Raw genomic sequence first — 20,589 nt, 5'->3', positions numbered from 1 at the left:
GTATATTCCCGTGGATGGCGGGTCGAGCGCTTCGAACGGGCAGCCGCGGCAGGCGCGAGGGCGCGCTTTGCAAGGCACGCGTTCTGCGCGCTTCGTAGTCGCATCGACAATACAAGGAGCCTGCCATGAACAGCACGCTGGACCCCGACAACGATCTTCCCGACTCCATGCCGCCGGGGCACGACACGGGCTCGCTGGGCCCGGGCGATTCATCCGATTCCGGCAGCGACACCCAGGGCGCGAAGCGCCACGAATTCGACCGCGACACGGAACTCGACAATCATGCGCTCGAAGCGGGCGAAGACGAAGCGCAGAGCGACACCGATAGGGCGGGCACGGGCGAACGCGCCGCGGCAGACGGCGACGAATCGCTGGAGCCCGACGGCGACGTGCATCCGGATCGCATCGACGATCTGGGCGATGTTTAAACAGGTGGGCGCCCGCGATATTGCTGTCGTGCCAGGCGCCCCATTTCTACCACATGTGTCGCCGCAGCATGGCCACTGTTACCGATGCGCCGTGTCCTTTCCGCCAGATCGGCGGCATAAATTTCCGCACTTTCACTCACTATCACGCCGCAGTTGATTCGGTGTGCGAAGTCATGCGATGCTCTCGTTGCCCGGGACCCGGCGATGCCATTGCGCATCCAGCCGGACCCGCACGCCGCAAACAAACGGCGTGAACGGGCCGGTGCGAGGAGACCAGCGAAGTGCCCCAACACCAAGGAGGCAACATGAGCACGCAGCTGCAGTCTCGCATCCACGCCGCATCGCCAAACGATGCGCATCGCATTCAAGCCAGCTTACAGTCACTCCCGCCCCGAAAGTCGCCGCAGCGTTCCCGCACTGCGATCAGCGCGGCCAGTATCGCGACGCTTTTGCTCGCCTGTGCAAACTGTTTTGCCGACACCCAGGTAGGCGCGCCGCTGCCGCCTGCGCCCGATATTCTGTACGGCGATCTGTTCGTGGCGGTGCAGACCGCTCAGATCTTCTCCGACCAGGAGACCTTCGTCGATTCGACGCCGAACACGGACCCCGCAATCATCGTTCAGCTCTACGAAACGCAGAAGAACCAACCCGGCTTCTCGTTGCAGAATTTCGTAAATCAATACTTCACGCCGCCGCCGGACCAGAGCATCACGCCGCCTGCGGGGCAGACCCTGCGCCAGCATATCGACTGGCTCTGGACCGGGCTCACGCGCACGACCACGTCGGCGCCCGACAACAGCTCGCTCGTGCCGCTGCCGAAGCCCTATGTCGTGCCGGGCGGGCGCTTCCGGGAGGGCTATTATTGGGACACGTACTTCACGATGCTCGGACTTCAGGAGTCGGGCCATGAAGATCTCGTCGACGACATGCTCGACAACTTCGCGTACATGATCAACACCTTCGGCCATATCCCGAACGGCAATCGCACCTATTATCTGAGCCGCTCGCAACCGCCGTTCTATTCGTACATGGTGGAACTCGCGGCGCAAAAGGAAGGCAACAGCGTGTACCAGAAGTACCTGCCCGCGCTGCGTAAGGAGTACGCGTACTGGATGCAGGGTGCGAGCAGCACGCCGCGTGGGCAAGCCACGCGCAATGTGGTCGTGCTGCGCGACGGCATGGTGCTCAACCGTTACTGGGACGAACTCGACACTCCGCGCGACGAGTCGTATATCGAAGACGTCCAGACCGCGCAGCAGGCCACGGGCCGCCCCGCCAACGCGGTCTACCGCGACCTGCGCGCCACCGCCGAAAGCGGCTGGGACTTCAGCTCTCGCTGGTTCGGCGACAACCAGAACCTCTGGACGGTGCGCACCACGTCGATCATTCCGGTCGACCTGAACAGCCTCCTGTTCCATCTGGAAACGACGATCGTGCGCGCCTGCACAGTCGCGCGCGATTTTGGCTGTGTGGGGCAGTTCGCCGGCTACGCCGCGCGCCGCGCCGAAGGCATCAACCGGTACCTCTGGAACAACAAGGGCTACTACGGCGACTACGACTGGCAACTCGGCAAATCGCGCGACAACCAGACACCGGCGATGATGTATCCGCTGATGGCAGGCGTGGCGTGGCCCGAGCGCGCGAAGAAGACGGCGCAGACGATGCAGAACATGCTGCTCCAGCAGGGCGGCCTCGCCACGTCGACCTACAATACCGGCCAGCAATGGGATGCGCCGAACGGCTGGGCGCCGCTGCACTGGATCGCCATCCAGGGCCTCAAGCAATACGGGCGCAGCGATCTCGCGCAGCCAGTCGGCACGCGTTTTCTTGCCGACGTCGAGAACGTCTATAACACGCAGCAAAAGCTCGTCGAGAAATATATCGTCGAGGGCGCAGGTGAAGGCGGCGGCGGGGGCGGCGAATACCCGTTGCAGGACGGCTTTGGCTGGACCAACGGCGTGACGCTGATGCTGCTCGATATGTACGGGGGCGGTCAGTAAGTGTGAGAGCGGACCGCTTCCGGCGCGGCTACGTAGCGGTCCGTTTTAGTTTCATTCCAGGCAATGCGATCGGAAGTCCGAAGTCCTGTCTTTCGCCGGCAGAGAACTGCGTGATTTGCCGCTGTGCGTAAAGTGCGAGCGCCGGCGCTGCGGTTCCAATGCGCGTGAGCGACATCTGCGGAAGGTACTCTTTGCCCACGAAGAAGAGACCGGTCAGGCAGTCGTCTTCTTGCGGATCGATCCGATCGGGGCGCGCGTCCAGATCGAACAGACGCCTGACGCGCGGCGGAAGCTGCCCCACGACCGGCATCAGCGACATCGGCAAGGTGACTTCGAGCGCGTAGCGGATTCTGGCCAGATTTGGACATAAGTATTCGGGCCCTGAGCGCCGGTCTGCGACTTGTGCAGCCGTATGTCTTAACAGCGCCTTTATGACTCGAACGGATTAACGTATCGGATTTGCTTCGTTGTCAGCCGGTGGCCGGATCACGTAGATTGAAGCTGTTGCTTACCTGAAAGGCATGCTGCGTGACTACCACCGCGACATTTACCGCTTCTGCGGCGTCGAACGCGTCCCACCGCTTCGACATTCTTCCCTTGAGTGCACCGCTCGGCGCGGAAGTGGTCGGCCTCGAGCTCGCAGAGCCGCTGTCGCGCGAAGATTTCGCGCGCATTCATCGCGCGCACCTCGATCACCATGTGTTGGTGTTTCGCGACCAACGCATCACGCCGGAGCAGCAGGTCGAATTCAGCCGCCGCTTCGGGCCGTTGCAGATCCACGTGCTGCATCAGTTCGCGCTGGCGGGCCACCCGGAGGTGCTGATCGTCTCGAACATCGTGGAGAACGGCAAGCCCATCGGCCTTGGTGACGCGGGACACTTCTGGCATTCCGATCTTTCGTACAAGGAGAAGCCGAGCCTCGGCTCGCTGCTGCATGCACAGGAGCTGCCGGCAGAGGGCGGCGACACGCTGTTCGCCAACATGCATCTCGCATGGGACACGCTGCCTGCGCATTTGCGCAGCGCCGTCGAGGGGCGGCGCGCCGAGCATACCTATCTCGCGCGCTATGCGGAACTCCAGGCGCGCAGCCCGTGGCGGCCGAACCTGACGGCGGAACAGATCGCGCAGGTCAAGCCCGTTGTCCATCCCGTCGTGCGTACGCACCCGGAAACGGGCCGCAAGGCGCTGTTCGTGAGCGAGCACTTCACGACGCGCATCGTCGATCTACCGGAAGACGAAAGCCGCGCGCTACTCGACGCGCTGTTCGCACACAGCGTGCGTGCGGAGCATTGCTACCGGCACGAATGGCGCGAGCACGATCTCGTGTTCTGGGACAACCGCTCGCTCATGCACCTCGCGGCGGGCACGCCCGATCATCTGCGCCGTAAGCTCTATCGCACCACTATCGAAGGCGACACGCCGTTTTGACGCGCCAGATACAGCACAGAAGAATAGCGAATCCATCGTATGTCGTGGGTGCCGGGCTCGCTCGAACGGCCGCGCTATGCGCAGCGGCCCGCCTCTGCACGAACCGCGCGGCACATTTAGCTCCCCATTGCGGGATCGCTGACACTGTCCGCCCCCGTTTCGACCCGCCCTGCAAATCGGCGGGTTACGCCGTTCTCGGCGGCGAGCGTAAAGTCATACCAGCCATTCGATGACGTCACCGACCAGTACGGCTCGACCTGCATGCCTGGCGGAACCGCGTAGGTCCACGGACCATCGCTCCGGTACGCGTTCGATGTGACAGTCGTATTGGTGGCGACGCTGCCTGTGTTCATGATGGTCAGATAAACGGCGTTGTTGCCCGTGTCATAGCATACGCGAACCTCAGGATTGGGCCCGCTTTTCGCTTTGGTAACGTTGCCGGTGAACTGGCGGTGCAGGCCGTTCGGGCCGAGCACCCAAAGATCATAGGCGCCCGCATCCGCAGCGGCTGGCGTCCAGACATCCGAAAGCTCCTTGCCGGCTTCCACCGTGTAGCGGTGAGGTGGTTTGTCGAGATGCAGCTTGTCGTAGACGTGAAAGACAGCGCCCGCGCTGCCAGTGTTGCTGAAGATGAGCCACACGTTGCCGTTCTTCGTGTCGACATTGGCGCTGGTGTGCAACTGATACGGCAGCGCACGCGACGGACGCGCCATTAGCGACTGCTTTGGCATCGTCTGGCTCGCGACCGAAGGCACCGGCACCGCGCCGAGCGCGCTTTGCTGCGCACTCTGGGCATCGGCGGCGGATTTGGTCGGTGCGGGGAGCGGCGCGACGGCCGTATCGTTTGGATTACTGAAGTTGAAGCAGGAGGTCAGGTCGCCGAATACTGTGCGACGCCACGGGCTGATGTTCGTTTCGCGCACGCCGAATCTCTGTTCGAGGAAGCGCAGCACCGAGGTATGGTCGAAGACCTGAGAGTTGACGAAGCCGCCCGTGCTCCACGGCGACACGACGAACATCGGCACCCGCGGGCCGGGTCCGTATGGCTGGCCGTCCGGTGCGAGCGGTGAAGAGTCGCCCGGCGGATTGGGAAGGGTGAAATATTCGTATTGCGTCGTGACCGTCGACTTGCCGGCATAAGTGCCGTTGCCATTCGGGGAAGGCGGGTTGGGCGCAGGCATATGGTCGAAGAAGCAGTCGTTCTCGTCGTAGTTCACGAAGAGCACGGTCTTGCTCCAGACATCGGGATTTGCCGTGAGCGTGTCGAGCAGTAACTGGAGGTAGTAAGCGCCCTGGCCTGGGGTAGACGATCCAGGGTGCTCGCTATACGCCCCCGGCGAAACGATCCAACTCACCTGCGGCATTTGTCCCGCAGCGATGTCGTTGGCGAGGGCCTGCAGGAATCCGCCATCGGGCATCGTGTTGCCGATGCCCTTATAGAGCGGCGAAAGCGCCTCCATTGCCGGTGTATAGGGTGCGTTCGGCGAACCGGAAATGGTTTCGTTGACCTTGCGAAACACTGCGAAGCCAGCGAGCGGGTTGTCACCATAGTTATCGGGCTGGTTCTCGTAGACCTTCCAGCTCACCCCCGCGGCTTGCAGACGCTCCGCGTAGGTGGTCCATGTCAGGCCCGTCGCCGACGGGCCGAGGCCGTCCCATCCATTGTTGTTGACGACCGCATAGTTAGAGCCGGTGGGGCCGTTCGTGCCGGTCCACATGAAGATGCGGTTCGAGTTGGTGCCGCCGTGCAGCGAGCAGTGGTACGCGTCGCAGATCGTGAAGGCGTTCGCGAGGGCGAAGTGAAAGGGGAGGTCGGCGGACTGCAGATAGCCCATCGATACGTCGCCCTTCGATTTCGGCCATTGCGTCATGCGGCCGTTATCCCAGGCGCTGTGCGTGTCGGTCCACGAATGCGCGCCACCCGCAAGCAGCGCATTGCCTTTGGTGCTGTCCAGATAGAACGGTAGCACGGTGCGGCTGCCGTCGTTCTGCTGCCAGACAGTAGAGCCGCCCGGCTGTGGGATCGTGAAGCGATCGGCGAAGCCGCGCACGCCAGGTAGCGTGCCGAAATAATGATCGAAAGAGCGGTTCTCTTGCATGAAGATCACGACGTGCTGCACGTCGTTGATCGTGCCGGTCGTGTTATTCGCGGGAATGGCGAGCGCGCGCCGGATGGCGGGCGGGAACACGCTGAACGTCGCGCCGGCCGCCGCGGCGCGCAGGAATTGACGGCGATCCAATGAAGTCATGATGTGGTGGGTTTTCTTCTACGTTGTTTTCGAGCGCAGCCGCGCGCTACGAGGGCCGAACCGAGGGGCACGCACAGGCGCTTTGCGTGCAGCGCGAACCGTGCGTCGGGCCTGCGCTGGGCACGCCTTGCGCGCGGTTCGCGTGACGTTCATGGCGCGCAGTTCAACTGCGTGTTGAGCAGCGGCTGCGAGGCGGCCACGCCAAGGGCCGCGTAGCTGCCCGAGGCGGGCGCCGCCACGATCGCGACCGGCGCGCTTGCGCCACCCGCACCCGCAGCCGCAGCCGCTCGCGCGGAAGACCCGCCGTTCGAACCGGGGCCGCAGGCCGCGAGCAGCGTGCACAGCAGCCCGGTGAGCAGCGCACCTGCGCTGCGGTGCAGGTGCTGTGCGCCGTGCATTGCGGGAAAGCTATTCGCATTCATCGAGGAGTCTCTTACGGGAGAAGGGTGGAGAGCGGCTTGCCCGAAGCGAAGACCGTCTTCAGTTCAGCCTCAGTGACGGTGCGGTTCCAGAGCGCGAGGTCGCTGAACGACTGCACATCCGGGGGCGTAGCCGCGCACTTGCCAGGCGTGTAGGGCGGGGTGTCCTTGCACGCGTTCATGTAGTACTGGCCTGTGCCGTCCTCGTTGAGGCCGAAAGCGCCGAGGCCCGGCAGCTTCGACGCGGTCACCGTGACCGAGGCCATGTACTTCTCTTCGCCGAGCACGGGATCAAACACGTAGCCCGTCATGGTCTTGCCGACCGTGTCGATTGCGAATGCTACGTAGGCCCACTTGTTCGCGGTGATGGTCGCAGCGTTCATGTCGTTGCGCGTTGTCCCGTCGCCGATATTGAAGCGCACGTTACAACTCGTGCCCGAACCCGGGAACAGCGCGATCGTGATACCGGGGTTGCCCCCCGAGTAGTAGTTTTTGTTCGAGAAGATTGGCGTGCCGTTGCCCGTGAGATTCTGGCAAGACGTCATGACCCAGAAGCCCATTGTGAACTGCGGCTGTTTCGTCACGTCGTTGTTCTGCACGAGCTTGTAGCCGTCGTACCCATTCGTGTCGACAACGTTCGTATCCACCTTGAGACCCTGGCCGCCAAACGGATCTGGCGTAAGCGAGCCGCCGTTCGCATCCGCCGCCCAGGGGCCGAGCGTGCTGGCCGCCATCTTGTCGGCGGCTGGCAGCGCGCCGAATGCATAGTATGTCGAGAGGCCGTTGGTCAGCGTCGTCGCGAGAGCGGGCGGCGGGGGCGGGGGCGGAGGGGGTGCCACATACTCGATCTGGATCAGCGACGCGAGCGGCGCATTGCCCGCGGCCACCACGTAGTTGAACGTATAGGCGCCGGTCGTGCTGACGCCGAGCTGGCTGTCTGTGTACGTCGTCGTGCCTGCAGGGAGCGTGGCGATCTGCTGGCCGTTGCGTAGCACCGAGATCGCGCCGCTCGAAGGCGGGGTCCAACTGAGCACCGTACTCGCATTGTCGCTGCCGGTGACACCGATGAGCTGCGACACCGGCTGCTGGCCGACCAGTTCGCCGCCATCGAGTGCATACGTCACCGCGCTCGGCAGCGCACCCCAATAGGCGAGCAGCGTGGGCGTGATGTCTGCAATGCTGGCGCGGGTATATAGGTCCGCGAGCGAGGTGGGGGCGGCCGGATTGGTGAGGCGCCCGTTGGGTTGCTGGTTGATGCCGATGAAGCTCGTCGACTCCGGCGCGAGGGGGAGGGCGTCGGTGCCACCCGCGGCATTGAGGCCGTGGCTGGTTGTCACGAGCACGAGCCAATTCTCCCCGCTGCGTTGCGACACGTCGCCGACGAGCGTGCCGACGGCACTGTCGAGTTGCGCGAGCGTGGCTGAATAATTCGACGAGTTGAGGCCCCAGTTGAGAGCGGCGTCTTCGGCGGAGTGATACTGGGCGACGACGAGCGAGTAGCCGTTGTCGATCATGCTCTTGCCTTGAGTCGTCACGCAGCTGTCGACTGAGGCGCAGTTGACCACGGTGTCGATGTAGCCGGCGTTCTGGTCGGGCGTCAGGATCGAGGCGAAACCAGGCGAATCGACAGCTGCACCCAACTTGCCCGCACCCGCGGACTTCAATATTGAGAATACGGTAGGCGCGTGCAGCGCCTGTTTTGGCGCGTCGGATTCGATCTGATGGCGGTCGGCCCAGGAGCCGGTCACGATCGTGGCCCAGCCGGGCATATCGAGATTCGGTTGCTGGCTGAGCGTGCTGTTCACGCCGCCACTATAGGCAGGCGCAATGTTCAGCTTCGCGAGGTTCGGCAGAGTGCCGCCCGCGATGCCTGCAGTGAGGGCGCTATAGGTTACGCCGTCGAGCTCGATCACGAGCATCTTGTTGAGCGTGCCGCTGGCTGTGCCCGATGATCCGATCGCCGCGTCGCCTGAGAAGGTCCGGTTTGCCGCCGATTGCGTGCCCCCACCGCAACCGCCGAGCGCGGTGACGAGTGCGAGACCACATGCGGCGTATACGAATGCCTGTCTTGACATGGTTATCCCCCTGCAAAGATTCGCCGGTGTATCCAGCGATTGAGGGCGATATTAGGCAGCAGGCAAGACGCCTATATTGCGTTCTGCGAAAGATCCCCGATACACGTATCGGTTTTTTTTACGGGGAGGCCGATCGTCTCGGCCAACGTCGCCATGAATGTGGTGATGAGACGCGCGCCCGAACGGCTGCGCAGGTGGTAAAGATATTCGTATACGGCAGGGCATTCCGGCTCGATGGACACGGAAACGAGCGCTGAGCCGAGGGGCACCTCGCCCGCGGGCATCAGGGCGCAGCCGAGGCCGAGGCGGATCGCTTCACAGATCGCTTCGCGGCTGCCGATCTCGATGAGCGCGCGAGGCTCCACGCGGCGCTGCCCAAGCGCGGCCTCCGTTGCGTCGCGCGTGCACGAGCCCTGTTCGCGCAGCAGCAGCGTTTCGGCCGCGAGCACGTTCAAGTCGACGTTGCGCTGCCCCGCAAGCGGATGGCGAGGTTCGACGACGAGTACGAGCCGATCACTCGCGATGCGATGCAACTCGAGGCTCGCGTCGTCCACGTAATGGGATGAGACCGCGATATCGACGCGATGCTCCGCGAGCGCGTCGAGCACGGCTTGCGAATTGCCGATCTCGATGCCGATCTGGACGTGAGGATAGCGGCGACGAAATGCGGCGATGGTCGGCAGGACGTAGTAGGGGCCGGTGGTCCCGAGCCGGAAGCTGCCCGCGAACAACTCGCACTCGTTGCGCAGTACGAAGTCGATGTCGCTCTCCGCCTGCGTCATCCGGTCAATGAACGGCATGAGCGCCGCGCCGGTCTTCGTCACGTCAAGGCGGCTGCCGCGCCGGTGAAAGAGTTGCACGCTGTACCGTTGCTCGAGCTGCTGGATGCGCGCTGTGACGGTAGGCTGACTTATCCCCAGCCGTCGCGCGGCAGCCGTGACGCTGCCCTGTCGAACCGTTTCGTAGAATGCAGCAAGCAAAGGAGCGAGCATTTCTGTTTTCCCAGACATTATCCGGCGGAGGGGATGCAGCATGTGGGGTGACCGCACACCACCGGTGCAGTCCCACGTTCGTGAGATACGTAAGGACTGGAAGCTTTATCCGGGGCACGCGCTACCGAGTTATGAAGTCATTTCCTTGCGGTAGCGATTTACCGTTCGAGATACGGGGCGGCCAGCACCGGCGAACGCCAATACGTCGTCCAATCCCATGAAATTGTCCGGCAGTTCTTCGATTTGCTCGATCGGTGGGCTATATTGCGACCATGCGTTCGCTTAATCTCTCGGCATATGCCGGCGGGGTGTATTCCGAGCGGTCCATGTAGATGTAATCTCTCATTCGGTCGTCGACATTCTGAACGATTTCCATGGCGTCGCCAAGGCAGCTATCGAGCGGCTCCGCGTTTCTCGCTTTGAGCAAAGCTGTTGCCTTTCAGCAAAAGCCGTTAAATAAGGCCACTCAGCAACCGCTTAGTTCTATGAGTCGAAGCAGTCGAAGGATTCAATGCGCGACGGTCAACGCACGCGTGACACGCGCCGACGGTCATGCCGAGCGTGAAGCGGCCAACATCATGATCCACGACGCTCGGCAAGCGGCAGAGGGTCCGGACGCAGAAATCACGCTGGATGCAGACAAGGGTTACGACGCAAGGTCGCCGGATGTATAGCGCCGCGACGCAGCACAACCTACCTCAACCAATCTCAACCACAACCTTGCTAGCCGCACTCCCGTCGGCGACAGCCTCATAAGCCCGCTCGGTGTCGTTCAGCGAGAAGCGCCGCGAATCCACCCGCGGCTTAAGCTGCCCCGCCTCGACAAGCCGCGTAGCCTCACCAAGCATCTCACCGTGATGCCCACGGTTCTTCCCACTCAAAAGGGGATAAAGCGTAAACACCCCCGAATAAGTCGCCTCACGAAACGACAGCGGCGCGAGCGCATGCGTGCCCCACCCAAGCGCGCTCACCACGTGCCCAAAATGCTTGACCGCGGCAAACGAAGCATCGAGCGTCTTGCCACCCACCGTGTCCACGACGAGATCAAACCCGGCACCTGCCGTATGAGCTTGAACGTACTGCTCGACGCTCAACGCGCCGTAATCGATAGGCGTCGCACCCAGTTGCGAAATCACATCGGCATTGCGCGTGCTCCCCGTCGCGAAGACAGTCGCATCAAGCGCGCGCGCAATCTGCACGGCCACGTGGCCGACGCCACCCGCGCCGCCCTGAACGAGCACGCTCTGACCCGCCGCCAGGTGTGCGCGATCGACGATGCCCGACCACGACGTGATGAACGCAAGCGGCAACGCGGCGGCTTCGCGCATCGAAAGATTCGCGGGCTTGCGCGCGAGGAGGTCCGCGTCGACGGCAGCGTACTCGGCCAGCGAACCTTGGATGCCGCCCACGCCGCCCGTCATGCCGTACACCTCGTCGCCGGGCGCGAAACGCGTGACGCCCGCGCCGACCGCTTCCACCACGCCTGCCATGTCGATGCCGGGCACGAGCGGCAGCGGATGCTTCGCATGATCGGCCTTGCCCGCACGAATCTTGACGTCGAGCGGATTGAGGCCCGCCGCATGAACGCGCACGAGCACCTGGCCCGTTTGCGGTTCCGGGCGATCGAGCGTGCTCAGTTCGAGCGGACCATCGTACTGGCTGAGGACGAGTGCTTTCATTGTCAGCGTGTGTGCCGTTGCGAATTGAAATGGTTAGCCACGCGAGATTCACTCAGCCCTTGTGATTCAGCTGCGAGGCAGCGTCTCGCAATGCTGTGCGCAAGCCTTCTTCGACCACCGGGTGATAGAACGGCATCGCCAGCATGTCGTCCACGCTCAATCCCATCTGCACGCTCCACGCGAGCAGGTGCCCGATATGTTCCGCCGCCGGCCCGAGCCATTCCGCACCCACGAAGCGCCGCGTTGCACGCTCCACGTACACGTGGCCCAAGCCGTGGTTCTTGAGCATCACGCGGCTGCGCCCCTGATCTTCGAAGCTCACGGCGCCCGTCACGAAGCGGCCTTCCACCAGTTCCCGATGTGACTTGCCAACCATGGCGATCTGCGGATCGGAAAACACGACTGCAAGCGGTGCGCGGCGCGCAACGGGTTCGACTTCGGGAAAGCGAGCCGCATTGCGGCCCGCGGCGCGGCCCTCGTCGGCGGCTTCGTGCAGCAGCGGCAGCACGTCGTTCGCGTCGCCAGCCAAAAACACCGGCGCGGTGCCGACTTGCAGCGTAGCCGCGTCGAAACGCGGCACGCCGTGCGCGTCGAGTTCGAGCGAGGTGTTTGCGAGGCCCAGCTTCGCCACGTTGGGGTTCCGGCCCGTTGCTGCCAGGACGTAATCAAACGTTGCTTCGGACTGCGTGCTATCCGCACGGGCATAGCGCAGCGTCACGCCCGCGTCGCTGCGCGTAGCCGATGCCACACGTCCCTGCGTCTCGAACTGCATTTCTGCGCCGAACACGCGGTGTGCTTCGCTGATCAGACGCGGGTCCGTGAGCGGTCCCACGCTGCCGTGCGAGCCGCCGTACAACGTCACGCGCACGCCGAGCCGCGCAAGCGCCTGGCCGAGTTCCAGACCGATTACGCCCGCACCGACCACCGCCACACTGCGCGGCAAGTCCTCCCACGCGAACACGTCGTCGTTGACGATCAGCCGCTCACCTAGTCCGGCGAGCGACTCGGGTACCGTCGGCGTCGAGCCCGTGGCGATCACGACGCTCTTTGCGCGCACCTGTATATGCTCGCCAACCTGGAGGAGCCCGTCGTCGATGAAGCGGGCGTGCCCGACCAGGCGGTCCGCTTCGGGCAGGGCGAGCGTGCTGTCAACGACGAACCCAACGAACCGGTCCCGCTCGGTGCGCACGCGCTCCATCACAGCCCGGCCGTCGATCTCCATACCGAGCGGATTCACGCCGAAACGCGGCGCCATCGTTACCGCGTGCGCCGCCTCGGCCGCCGCGATCAGCAGCTTCGAGGGCATACAGCCCACGCGCGCGCACGTCGTGCCGTAAGCGCCGCCTTCAATGATGATCGCGCTTGCACCTTCCGCCTTCGCGGCGCGGTAAGCGGAGAGTCCGGCCGTGCCGGCGCCGATGATGGCGACATCCGTTCGCAATGTTTGCATCGTGTTTCCTCGAGGGGTTCATGCATTCGTTTCCATGACCCAGTCTAGGAGGTCCGCACACGCGGGTGAATGTCGGCGCTGCTCAAGTTCATGCCCGATCGTCTCACGGGCGGCCGGGCGCGGGGCGCCGGTCAACCGGGCATGTGCTGCGCGAGCCAGTCGATCAACACGCGCACCTTCGGCGGTAAAAACCGGTTGGGCGGATAGAGCATCCACACTGGGCCGCTGTAAGCGCGCGGCTCCAGCGACCACTCAGGTAGCACACGAACGAGCAGACCGTCGCGCAGAGCATCCGCCGCGGCGAATTCGGGCAGGCTCGCAATGCCCCAGTCCGCGAGCGCCGCATCGCGCCGCGCGCCCACGTCGTTGGCGATATAGCGGCCCTTCACCTCGACGGTATGCGTCTGTGTGCCGCGCCGGAAGGTCCAGCGGTTGTCGTCGGGCGTTTCGCCGAGATAGAGGCAGTCGTGGCGGGCGAGGTCCTTCGGGTGCTTCGGCGTGCCGTGCGCGCGCAGATAGCCGGTGGACGCGCACGGCATCCACTGCAGCGTGCCGAGCCCGCGCGCCGCGAGCCCCGGCGGCGGCGTGGGCGTCGGGCGAATCACGATGTCGACGCTGTCTCGTACCGGATCGACGTCGCGGTCGGTAAAGATGAGCTGCACCGCGACCTCCTCATACGCGCGCAGGAAGCCGGAAATCAGCGGATGAATGACGCTTTGCGCAAACGAAATCGGCGCGCTGATGCTGACGCGGCCATGCGGGCGGTCGGTGAGGCGGCTGGCGGCTTGCGCCGCGCTGGCGGCGGCTTCGACCATGTCCGTACAGTGACGGTAGACTTCGGCGCCGGATTCCGTGAGCCGCAGGCTGCGCGTGGAGCGCTCCAGCAGGCGCGTGCCGAGCGCGCGTTCGAGCCGCTGCATCTGGCGGCTCACCGTGGAAGGCGTGCTGCCGAGCTGGCGGGCCGCGACCGAGAAATTACCGGCGTCGACCACGCGGGCGAAGGTGGCCAGATCGGGGAGCAGGGGCAGGAGGTCAGCGGGATTCATGGCAGTCAGGGTTAAGTCATCTGTGCATCCAGAGCATAAATGATGTTCCGTCGAAGTGGATTATCGCCGGGGAGTCATTGCCGGACAATGTGCCCGTTCCCGGCCAATCTGCACGCTCGTTCCCCATGAATGCCCTGACCCGTTCGTCCCGCACCGTCGATCTATTGCTTGTTGCTGTCGCGCTTATCTGGGGCACGAGCTATGGCGTGGTGAAGGGTGCGCTGCTTGTCTATCCGGTGCTGGGTCTGCTCGCGCTGCGCTTTGGCACCACCTTCGTGCTGCTGTCGCCCGCGTTACGCGGTCTGCGTCATGTGACGTGGCGCGAGCAGATCGGCGTGATCGGCGCAGGACTCCTGCTGCTCGGCATCTTTCTGGCCGAGACGTTTGGCGTGTCGCTCACGAACGCCTCGAACGCCGCGTTTCTCATCAGCCTGTGCGTAGTCCTCACGCCGCTCGTGGAGTGGGCGTGGCTCAAGCGCGCGCCGCGGCCGGTGGAATGGGCGGCGGCTGGCGTGTCGCTGTTTGGCGCGCTGCTCCTGACGGGCGGCCATGTGGCGGCGAGCCCCGGCGATCTGCTGGTCGTGCTGGCCGCGCTGCTGCGCGCATTGACGACCTGCGCGGTCAAGCGCGTGATGAAGTCGGGTGCCGTGCCGCCGCTCACGGTGACGGCGGTCCAGTCCGCCGTCGTTTCGATCGGCTGCGCCGCGCTCGCGTTGACTGTTGCGCCCGAACAGTGGCGGCCGTTGCCGCCCTGGCAGGGGCACGGCGTGTTCTGGGGCAGCGTGATCTATCTCGTGGCGGGCTGCACGCTGTTCGCCTTCTTCGTGCAGAACTACGCCGTGAGCCGCAGCAGCCCCACGCGCGTGGCGTTGCTCATGGGCAGCGAGCCGGTGTTCGGCGCGCTCTTTGCATGCGTGTGGCTTGGCGAGCGGCTTACTTTGGCCGCGTGGATCGGCGGCATGCTGATCGTTGCCGCTTCGCTTTTCGCGCTCAAGCGGGAACCGCAGGCCGAAGCGCAGATAGAAGCGCAGACGCCGTGAAAGCGTAGGCCGCGCCCACATCCGCAAAGCTGATATGCAATTGCGAATTAACTGGTAGGGGATCGGGACGCAGGCTGTTCCAATGGGCGTTTGGACCTTCGATGCCGCAGGAGCGAGCCTTACGATGGCGAAAACGAACAAACCCATTTTGCTCAACGCGTTCAACATGAATTGCGTGGGACACATCAATCACGGGCTGTGGACGCACCCGCGCGACCGCTCGACCGACTACCGCACGCTCGCGTACTGGACGAATCTCGCGCGTACGCTGGAGCGCGGGCTCTTCGACGGGCTTTTTCTCGCCGATATCGTGGGCGTCTACGACGTCTATCAGCGCAACGTGGACGTGACGCTGCGCGAGTCGATCCAGTTGCCGGTGAACGACCCCACGCTCGTCGTGCCGGCCATGGCCGCCGTGACCGAGCATCTCGGCTTTGGCGTGACGGTGAACCTCACATACGAGCAGCCTTATTTGCTGGCGCGGCGCTTTTCGACGCTCGATCACCTCACGCAGGGCCGCATCGGCTGGAACATCGTGACGGGCTATCTGGACAGCGCGGCGCGCGCCATGGGACTCGAGCAGCAACTGCCGCACGACGAGCGCTACGACCGGGCGGACGAATACCTGGAAGTCCTCTACAAACTCTGGGAGGGCAGCTGGGAAGCGGACGCCGTGCGGCGCGACAAGGCCGCGCGTGTTTTCGCCGATCCCGCGAAGCTGCATCGCGTGGAGCATGCGGGACGTTACTACCGCGTGGACGGTTATCACCTGGCGGAACCTTCACCGCAGCGCACGCCGGTGCTGTTCCAGGCGGGCAGTTCGGGGCGCGGGCAGCGCTTTGCGGCGCGTCACGCGGAATGCGTGTTCATTTCGCCGCCAAGCCGCGCCGCCGCGCGCGAGACAGTGCGCGCGTTGCGCGAACAGCTCGTGCAAGCGGGGCGCCGGCCCGACGATGTGAAGGTCTTCGTCGGCGTGGCGGTGGTGCCGGGCTCCACTGAGCGCGAAGCGCGCGAGAAGTATGCTGACTACCGGCAATATGCGAGCCGTGAAGCGGGGCTGGCGCATTTCGCGTCGAGCACGGGTGTCGATTATTCGCAATACGATCTGGACGCGCCCGTGGATTATGCGCCGGGCAATGCGATCGAATCCGCCACGCGGACGGCGAAGCAACACGGCTGGACGCGGCGCAAGCTGCTGGAGATGTTCGAGCTGGGTGGGCGCTATCCGGCGATTGTCGGCAGCGCTTCGCAGGTGGCAGATGAACTGCAGGCGTGGATTGACGAGGCGGATGTGGATGGGTTCAACCTGAGCCGCACTGTCGTGCCCGAGAGCTACGAGGATTTCGTGGATCTCGTCGTGCCGGAATTGCAGGCGCGTGGGCGGTATAAGACGGCGTATGCGCCGGGGACGTTGCGGGAGAAGTTGTTTGGGGGGGAGGCTACCTTGCCGCAGCGGCATGCTGGGGCGGGGTATCGGTGGGCGGGTGAAGTGGTTTGAATGGGATTTAATGGGAGAGATGGGATTTAATGGGAGAGGCCAAAGCGCCGAGGCGCCGCGAACAAAAAGCCTAACGGCGCCCCGCCGCAAACCCAACATCACTGCTGCGGCGCCCCCTGCCAGGCAGGCAACGTAGCCCCGTGATACACAGCAATAATCTCCGACGCCACATTAGGCTGCTGATAGCTCTCCACAAGCGCACGCACCCAACCCGCGTTAGCGTCCTTCTCATTCACGGCAATGAAGTTGCGATAAGGATTGCCAGTCACCTTCTCCTGAGCAATCCGCTCCTGCGGAATCTTGATGCCGGATTTGACGGCCCAGTCCGTATTGACAACGGCCGCATCCAGATCGCCAATCGCGCGCCCGACGATACCCGAATCAAGTTCCTTGATATGGATATTCTTCGGGTTCTTCGCGATGTCGCGTGCGGTCGGCAGCAGGCCGACGTCCTCGCGCAACGTAATGAGTCCCTGTGCCTGGAGCAGCAGCAGCGAGCGGCCTTCGTTGCTCGGATCGTTCGGCACGCCAATGGTCGCGCCCTGCGGCAGGTCTGCCACTGACTTCACCTTGCGCGAATACAGCCCGATAGGCTGCACGTAGGTAAAGCCGACCGGCACGATCTTGTAGCCGCGCGCCTTGATCTGCGCGTCCAGATACGGCTTGTGCTGGAACGAATTGGCGTCGAGGTCGTGGCTGGAAAGCGCTTCGTTGGGCTGCGTGTATTCGGAGAACGTGGTCACCTTGATCGTGAGGCCGCGCTTCGCGGCGTTGGCGGCCACCACGCGCCATACGTCCTCGTCTTCACCCGACATGATGCCAACGCGCAACGTCTGGTCTGCCGCGTGCGCGAGCGTCGCGCCCCCAATACTTACGCCCAGCGCGAGCGAAGCCAGCAGCGCGCCCAGCAAGGTTCTTTTCTTCATAGAATCCATTATTCGAAGAGTTGTGGATAGGGCGATGCTAGAGAGCGCGCGGCAAGCGGACAACCAATTTTGGGAGGATTGCTTAGCTATATTCGTCGTTTTGCGGCACGCAGCGACGTGGCTAGGATGCAGCGATTCCATTCCTCACGCGAGTCTCGTTCCATGTCCACTCTCGCCGTTCCCGCTTCGGAACTCGTCGAAGCCACCGGGCAAGCGCAAGCCCCGCAACATGCCGTGATCCGCTCCGCTCAGGACGTCTCCCGTATCGTCAACGCCGGCGCAGCGCAGGGCAGCAACGCGCGTATCGTGATCGCGATCGCACTGGGCGGTGTGTTTCTCGATGCCTACGATCTCACCTCGCTCGCCTATGGCATCAAGGATATCGCACGCGAATTCTCGCTATCGCCAGTGCAAGTCGGCTTCGTTTCGGCGGCCATTACGTTCGGCGCGATTCTCGGCGCCCTGTTCGGCGGCTATCTCACGGACCGCATCGGGCGCTACCGCGTATTCATGGCCGACATGCTGTTCTTCGTGGTGGCCGCAATCGCGGCCGGGCTCGCGCCCAACGCCTGGGTGCTGGGCGGCGCACGCTTTCTCATGGGCTTCGGGGTGGGGCTCGATCTGCCGGTCGCCATGGCGTTTCTCGCCGAGTTCTCGCGCGTGGCGGGCAAGGGCAACAAGGCGGCCAGCGTGGCGGCGTGGTGCCCCGCGTGGTACGCGGCCACGAGCACCTGCTATCTGCTCATTCTCGGCCTCTATGCGATCCTGCCCGAGCATCAGCTCGGCTGGCTTTGGCGCATCACGCTCGCGTTCGGCGCGGTGCCGGCGCTCGTCATCATTGCGGTGCGTAGCCGCTATATCAGCGAGTCGCCCGTGTGGGCCGCGAATCAGGGCGATCTGGAAGGCGCGGCGCGCATTCTCAAGCGCTCGTATGGCGTGGATACCGTGGTCGAGCGCGGCGAAGCGCCCACGCGAGCGCCGCGTGCCGCTTCATGGCGCAACTACGGCGTGCTTTTCAACGCCACGTATCGTCGCCGCACGATTCTTGCCGCAACGATCGGCGCGGCGTCTTCTTTCGGTTACAACGCGATCATTTTCGGCCTGCCCGTGATCATCGCGAGCTTTTTCCAGCAGGGTCCGCTCACGACCATCGTTGCTTCGCTCACGCTGAACCTGTTGTTCGCTTTCGTTGGCGGGTTGATCGGCGTGCGTACCGCGCCCACCGTCGGCGCGTGGAAAATGACCGTGCTCGGTCACACGCTGCAGTTCGTCTCGCTCATCGGTCTTGCGCTGATCGGCCATCCGGGGAGCGCCTTTTTCGTTGTGGTCGCCATTCTGCTGCTGGGCGGCTATCTGTTCGGGCAGGGCTTCGGCCCCGGCTCGCATTGCATGACCTATGCATCGCTCAGTTATCCGACCTCGCTGCGCGGTATTGGCGTGGGTTTCAATCAGACGCTCGTGCGCTCCGCTTCCACGGTGTCGCTATTCCTGTTTCCCGTGCTCGCCGCGGCGCTCGGCACGAAGGTCTTCTGGGTGATCGCCATCGCGCCGCTCGCTTCGCTGCTCGTGCTGCTCGCGATCCGGTGGGAGCCCTCGGGCTACGACATCGATAGCGAGGATTATGCGGATGAACGCGAAGACGCTGCAATTGCAGCATAAGCAAAGAGGAATAAGTCATTTTCGTTTCGAACATGCGCATCCCATACTGAGTGCGAGGCGCGTGCTTCGGGATGTGTAGCGCCTGTTTAACGGCGACATGGCGATTGCCGCAATCGAGGTTTGAACAGGGGAAAACTAACTATGAGCCATACGACTCTTGCGGATGAGGGTGGCAAGCGCGCGGGTGAGACCGTCACCGCGCAACGCAGGCCGTTCGGGACGGAAGACTGGTGGGCGGTTGCAATCGGGCTGTTCGTGATTGCGATCGCGTATGGGCTGTTTGCTTCGGGCGGCAGTATCAAGAGCCTTGCCGTGGCGCCCGGGCGCTGGAACGACTTCGACGAGCTCGCTCGCAACCTCGCCGCGCATGCGGGAGCCTATGTCGCGCTTTTCGTGGGGTTTGCGGCCGTGTTCTCGGTGGCCATTGCGGCGCTCGGCTTGCCGGTCGCGCAATTCATTCGGGGATTCTTCGTCCTCTTCGTGGTGTCGGCGGCCATCTTCATTGTGGGCGCCTGGGCGCAGGCCACGCGCTACAACCTTGAGCCGCCGCTCATCGCACTGGCGCTCGGGCTCATCGTGTCGAATATTTTCACTGTGCCCGCCTGGCTTGCGCCGGCGCTGCGCGTGGAGTTCTACATCAAGGTCGGGATCGTGCTGCTCGGCGCGACGCTGCCGCTCACGTTGATTGTGTGGGCGGGGCCGGTTGCCGTGGGGCAGGCTACCATCGTTTCGCTCGTCACGTTTTTCGTGATCTATGGCACGGCGCGGGCGCTAAAGATCGACCAACGCTTCGCCGCAGTGCTCGGCGTGGGCGGTGCGGTGTGCGGCGTTTCGGCCGCGATCGCGATTGCGGGCGCGGTGCGCGCGCGGCGCGAGCAGGCTTCGGTTGCGATCACGCTGGTCGTGGTGTGGGCGATCGTGATGGTGTTCGCGCTACCGGCGCTTTCGCGTGCGTTCGGCCTGCCGACCGGTGTGGCTGGGGCGTGGATCGGCACCTCGGAGTTCGCGGACGCGGCGGGCATTGCTGCCGCCCAGGCCTACGGCGACTTTGCGCGACACGCGAGCGGCGCAGTGGCGGGTGCGCCCGATGCATCGCTGCAAGCATTCGTGTTGATGAAGGTGGTGGGCCGCGACATCTGGATCGGCATCTGGGCCTTCGTGCTGGCGATCGTGGCGACCACGCGCTGGGACCGCGAGGCCGGTGACGAAGTGCAGACCACGACGCGCGCCCGCGAAATCTGGACGCGGTTTCCCAAGTTCGTGGTCGGGTTCGTGATTGCTTCGGCGTTTGTCACGTGGGTCGCTTCGCACTACACGCTGGCCGAATACCGCAGCGCCGTAACGCCAGGCTTCGTCGCGCCGATCGTCGCGTTGCGCACGTGGGCGTTCACGTTCTGCTTTCTCAGCATCGGCCTCACGACACGCTTCGCCGCGCTTTCGTCAACGGGCGTCATGCCGCTCGCCGCGTTCACGGTCGGTGTGGCCGTGAATGTGGTGCTCGGGTATCTGCTTTCGGTGCACCTGTTCGCGCCGTACTGGCTTGCGCTCGGAAAATGAACTCGAATGGCGCGGCGCAATCCGGGAAGCGCCCACTGTGCGCGCAGTGTGCGCACTGGGCCGAAGGCCGCGCGTTGCTGGAGGCACGCATCCCCGGGTTGGCTTCGTTCGGCTCGGCTTATGGGGCGAGTGTCGGGGAGAGC

Annotated in this window: 16 protein-coding genes and 1 pseudogene; 8 read left to right on the top strand and 9 right to left on the bottom strand. The window is 64.0% G+C overall.

The annotated features are described in order from the left end of the window. The first annotated feature begins 125 nt into the window (after window positions 1-125). Window positions 126-428 (top strand): chemotaxis protein, encoded by a 303-nt coding sequence (locus tag AB3X99_RS22945; RefSeq protein ID WP_069263274.1) that lies wholly within the window; start codon window positions 126-128, stop codon window positions 426-428. A 305-nt stretch (window positions 429-733) separates the two neighbouring features. Next, a complete protein-coding gene (gene treA / locus AB3X99_RS22940; RefSeq protein ID WP_368618240.1) occupies window positions 734-2,428 on the top strand; it encodes an alpha,alpha-trehalase TreA in 1,695 nt (564 codons plus the stop codon). Between the two features lie 28 nt (window positions 2,429-2,456). Here the strand turns inward: treA and AB3X99_RS22935 are convergent, their stop codons facing one another. Further along, window positions 2,457-2,753, bottom strand: a complete 297-nt coding sequence (locus tag AB3X99_RS22935) for a hypothetical protein (protein WP_368618239.1) — start codon at window positions 2,751-2,753, stop codon at window positions 2,457-2,459. Between the two features lie 203 nt (window positions 2,754-2,956). Between AB3X99_RS22935 and AB3X99_RS22930 the strand changes: the two genes are divergently transcribed. Continuing rightward, entirely contained in the window at window positions 2,957-3,856 is a 900-nt protein-coding gene (locus AB3X99_RS22930) for a TauD/TfdA dioxygenase family protein (protein ID WP_368618238.1), read from the top strand. Window positions 3,857-3,972: 116 nt separating this feature from the next. Here the strand turns inward: AB3X99_RS22930 and AB3X99_RS22925 are convergent, their stop codons facing one another. From AB3X99_RS22925 to AB3X99_RS22910, 4 genes are all read right to left on the bottom strand, one after another. After that, window positions 3,973-6,105 carry a phosphocholine-specific phospholipase C gene (locus AB3X99_RS22925; RefSeq protein ID WP_368618237.1) on the bottom strand — a complete coding sequence of 711 codons (2,133 nt, stop codon included), beginning with the start codon at window positions 6,103-6,105 and terminating at the stop codon, window positions 3,973-3,975. A 149-nt stretch (window positions 6,106-6,254) separates the two neighbouring features. Then, a complete protein-coding gene (locus AB3X99_RS22920) occupies window positions 6,255-6,527 on the bottom strand; it encodes a hypothetical protein (RefSeq protein WP_256094600.1) in 273 nt (90 codons plus the stop codon). An 11-nt stretch (window positions 6,528-6,538) separates the two neighbouring features. Next, the gene (locus AB3X99_RS22915; RefSeq protein ID WP_368618236.1) at window positions 6,539-8,599 is read right to left on the bottom strand and encodes a LamG-like jellyroll fold domain-containing protein; all 2,061 of its coding nucleotides are present in this window, start codon (window positions 8,597-8,599) and stop codon (window positions 6,539-6,541) included. A 71-nt stretch (window positions 8,600-8,670) separates the two neighbouring features. After that, window positions 8,671-9,591, bottom strand: a complete 921-nt coding sequence (locus AB3X99_RS22910; RefSeq protein WP_368618235.1) for a LysR substrate-binding domain-containing protein — start codon at window positions 9,589-9,591, stop codon at window positions 8,671-8,673. A 524-nt stretch (window positions 9,592-10,115) separates the two neighbouring features. Here AB3X99_RS22910 and AB3X99_RS22905 point away from each other — a divergent pair. Continuing rightward, a pseudogene (locus tag AB3X99_RS22905) lies at window positions 10,116-10,250 on the top strand (IS5/IS1182 family transposase); the annotation flags it as partial. 39 nt (window positions 10,251-10,289) lie between these two features. Here the strand turns inward: AB3X99_RS22905 and AB3X99_RS22900 are convergent. The 3 genes from AB3X99_RS22900 to AB3X99_RS22890 form a co-directional block, all read right to left on the bottom strand. Beyond that, window positions 10,290-11,276, bottom strand: coding sequence for a zinc-dependent alcohol dehydrogenase family protein (locus tag AB3X99_RS22900; protein ID WP_368618359.1), 987 nt, complete (start codon window positions 11,274-11,276; stop codon window positions 10,290-10,292). 46 nt (window positions 11,277-11,322) lie between these two features. Beyond that, a complete protein-coding gene (locus tag AB3X99_RS22895) occupies window positions 11,323-12,720 on the bottom strand; it encodes a dihydrolipoyl dehydrogenase (protein WP_368618234.1) in 1,398 nt (465 codons plus the stop codon). A gap of 131 nt (window positions 12,721-12,851) precedes the next feature. Further along, a complete protein-coding gene (locus AB3X99_RS22890) occupies window positions 12,852-13,766 on the bottom strand; it encodes a LysR family transcriptional regulator (RefSeq protein WP_342948681.1) in 915 nt (304 codons plus the stop codon). 125 nt (window positions 13,767-13,891) lie between these two features. Between AB3X99_RS22890 and AB3X99_RS22885 the strand changes: the two genes are divergently transcribed. Together AB3X99_RS22885 and AB3X99_RS22880 are read left to right on the top strand one after the other, a co-directional pair. Next, complete coding sequence (locus AB3X99_RS22885; RefSeq protein ID WP_342948682.1) at window positions 13,892-14,806, top strand: EamA family transporter; 915 nt, start codon at window positions 13,892-13,894, stop codon at window positions 14,804-14,806. Window positions 14,807-14,930: 124 nt separating this feature from the next. Next, the gene (locus AB3X99_RS22880; RefSeq protein WP_368618233.1) at window positions 14,931-16,304 is read left to right on the top strand and encodes an LLM class flavin-dependent oxidoreductase; all 1,374 of its coding nucleotides are present in this window, start codon (window positions 14,931-14,933) and stop codon (window positions 16,302-16,304) included. Between the two features lie 98 nt (window positions 16,305-16,402). Here the strand turns inward: AB3X99_RS22880 and AB3X99_RS22875 are convergent, their stop codons facing one another. After that, on the bottom strand, window positions 16,403-17,230 hold the full coding sequence (locus tag AB3X99_RS22875) for a MetQ/NlpA family lipoprotein (protein WP_368618232.1): 828 nt from the start codon (window positions 17,228-17,230) through the stop codon (window positions 16,403-16,405). A 162-nt stretch (window positions 17,231-17,392) separates the two neighbouring features. Between AB3X99_RS22875 and AB3X99_RS22870 the strand changes: the two genes are divergently transcribed. Both AB3X99_RS22870 and AB3X99_RS22865 read left to right on the top strand, forming a co-directional pair. After that, the gene (locus AB3X99_RS22870; protein WP_368618231.1) at window positions 17,393-18,889 is read left to right on the top strand and encodes an MFS transporter; all 1,497 of its coding nucleotides are present in this window, start codon (window positions 17,393-17,395) and stop codon (window positions 18,887-18,889) included. 141 nt (window positions 18,890-19,030) lie between these two features. Further along, window positions 19,031-20,446, top strand: coding sequence for a YeiH family protein (locus AB3X99_RS22865; RefSeq protein ID WP_368618230.1), 1,416 nt, complete (start codon window positions 19,031-19,033; stop codon window positions 20,444-20,446). The last annotated feature ends 143 nt before the right edge of the window (window positions 20,447-20,589 follow it).

Origin of the sequence: Paraburkholderia sp. BR10882, from assembly GCF_040948855.1 — a bacterium.
Classification (GTDB): domain Bacteria; phylum Pseudomonadota; class Gammaproteobacteria; order Burkholderiales; family Burkholderiaceae; genus Paraburkholderia; species Paraburkholderia nodosa_A.
This window is presented reverse-complemented; position numbering and strand designations above follow the sequence as displayed.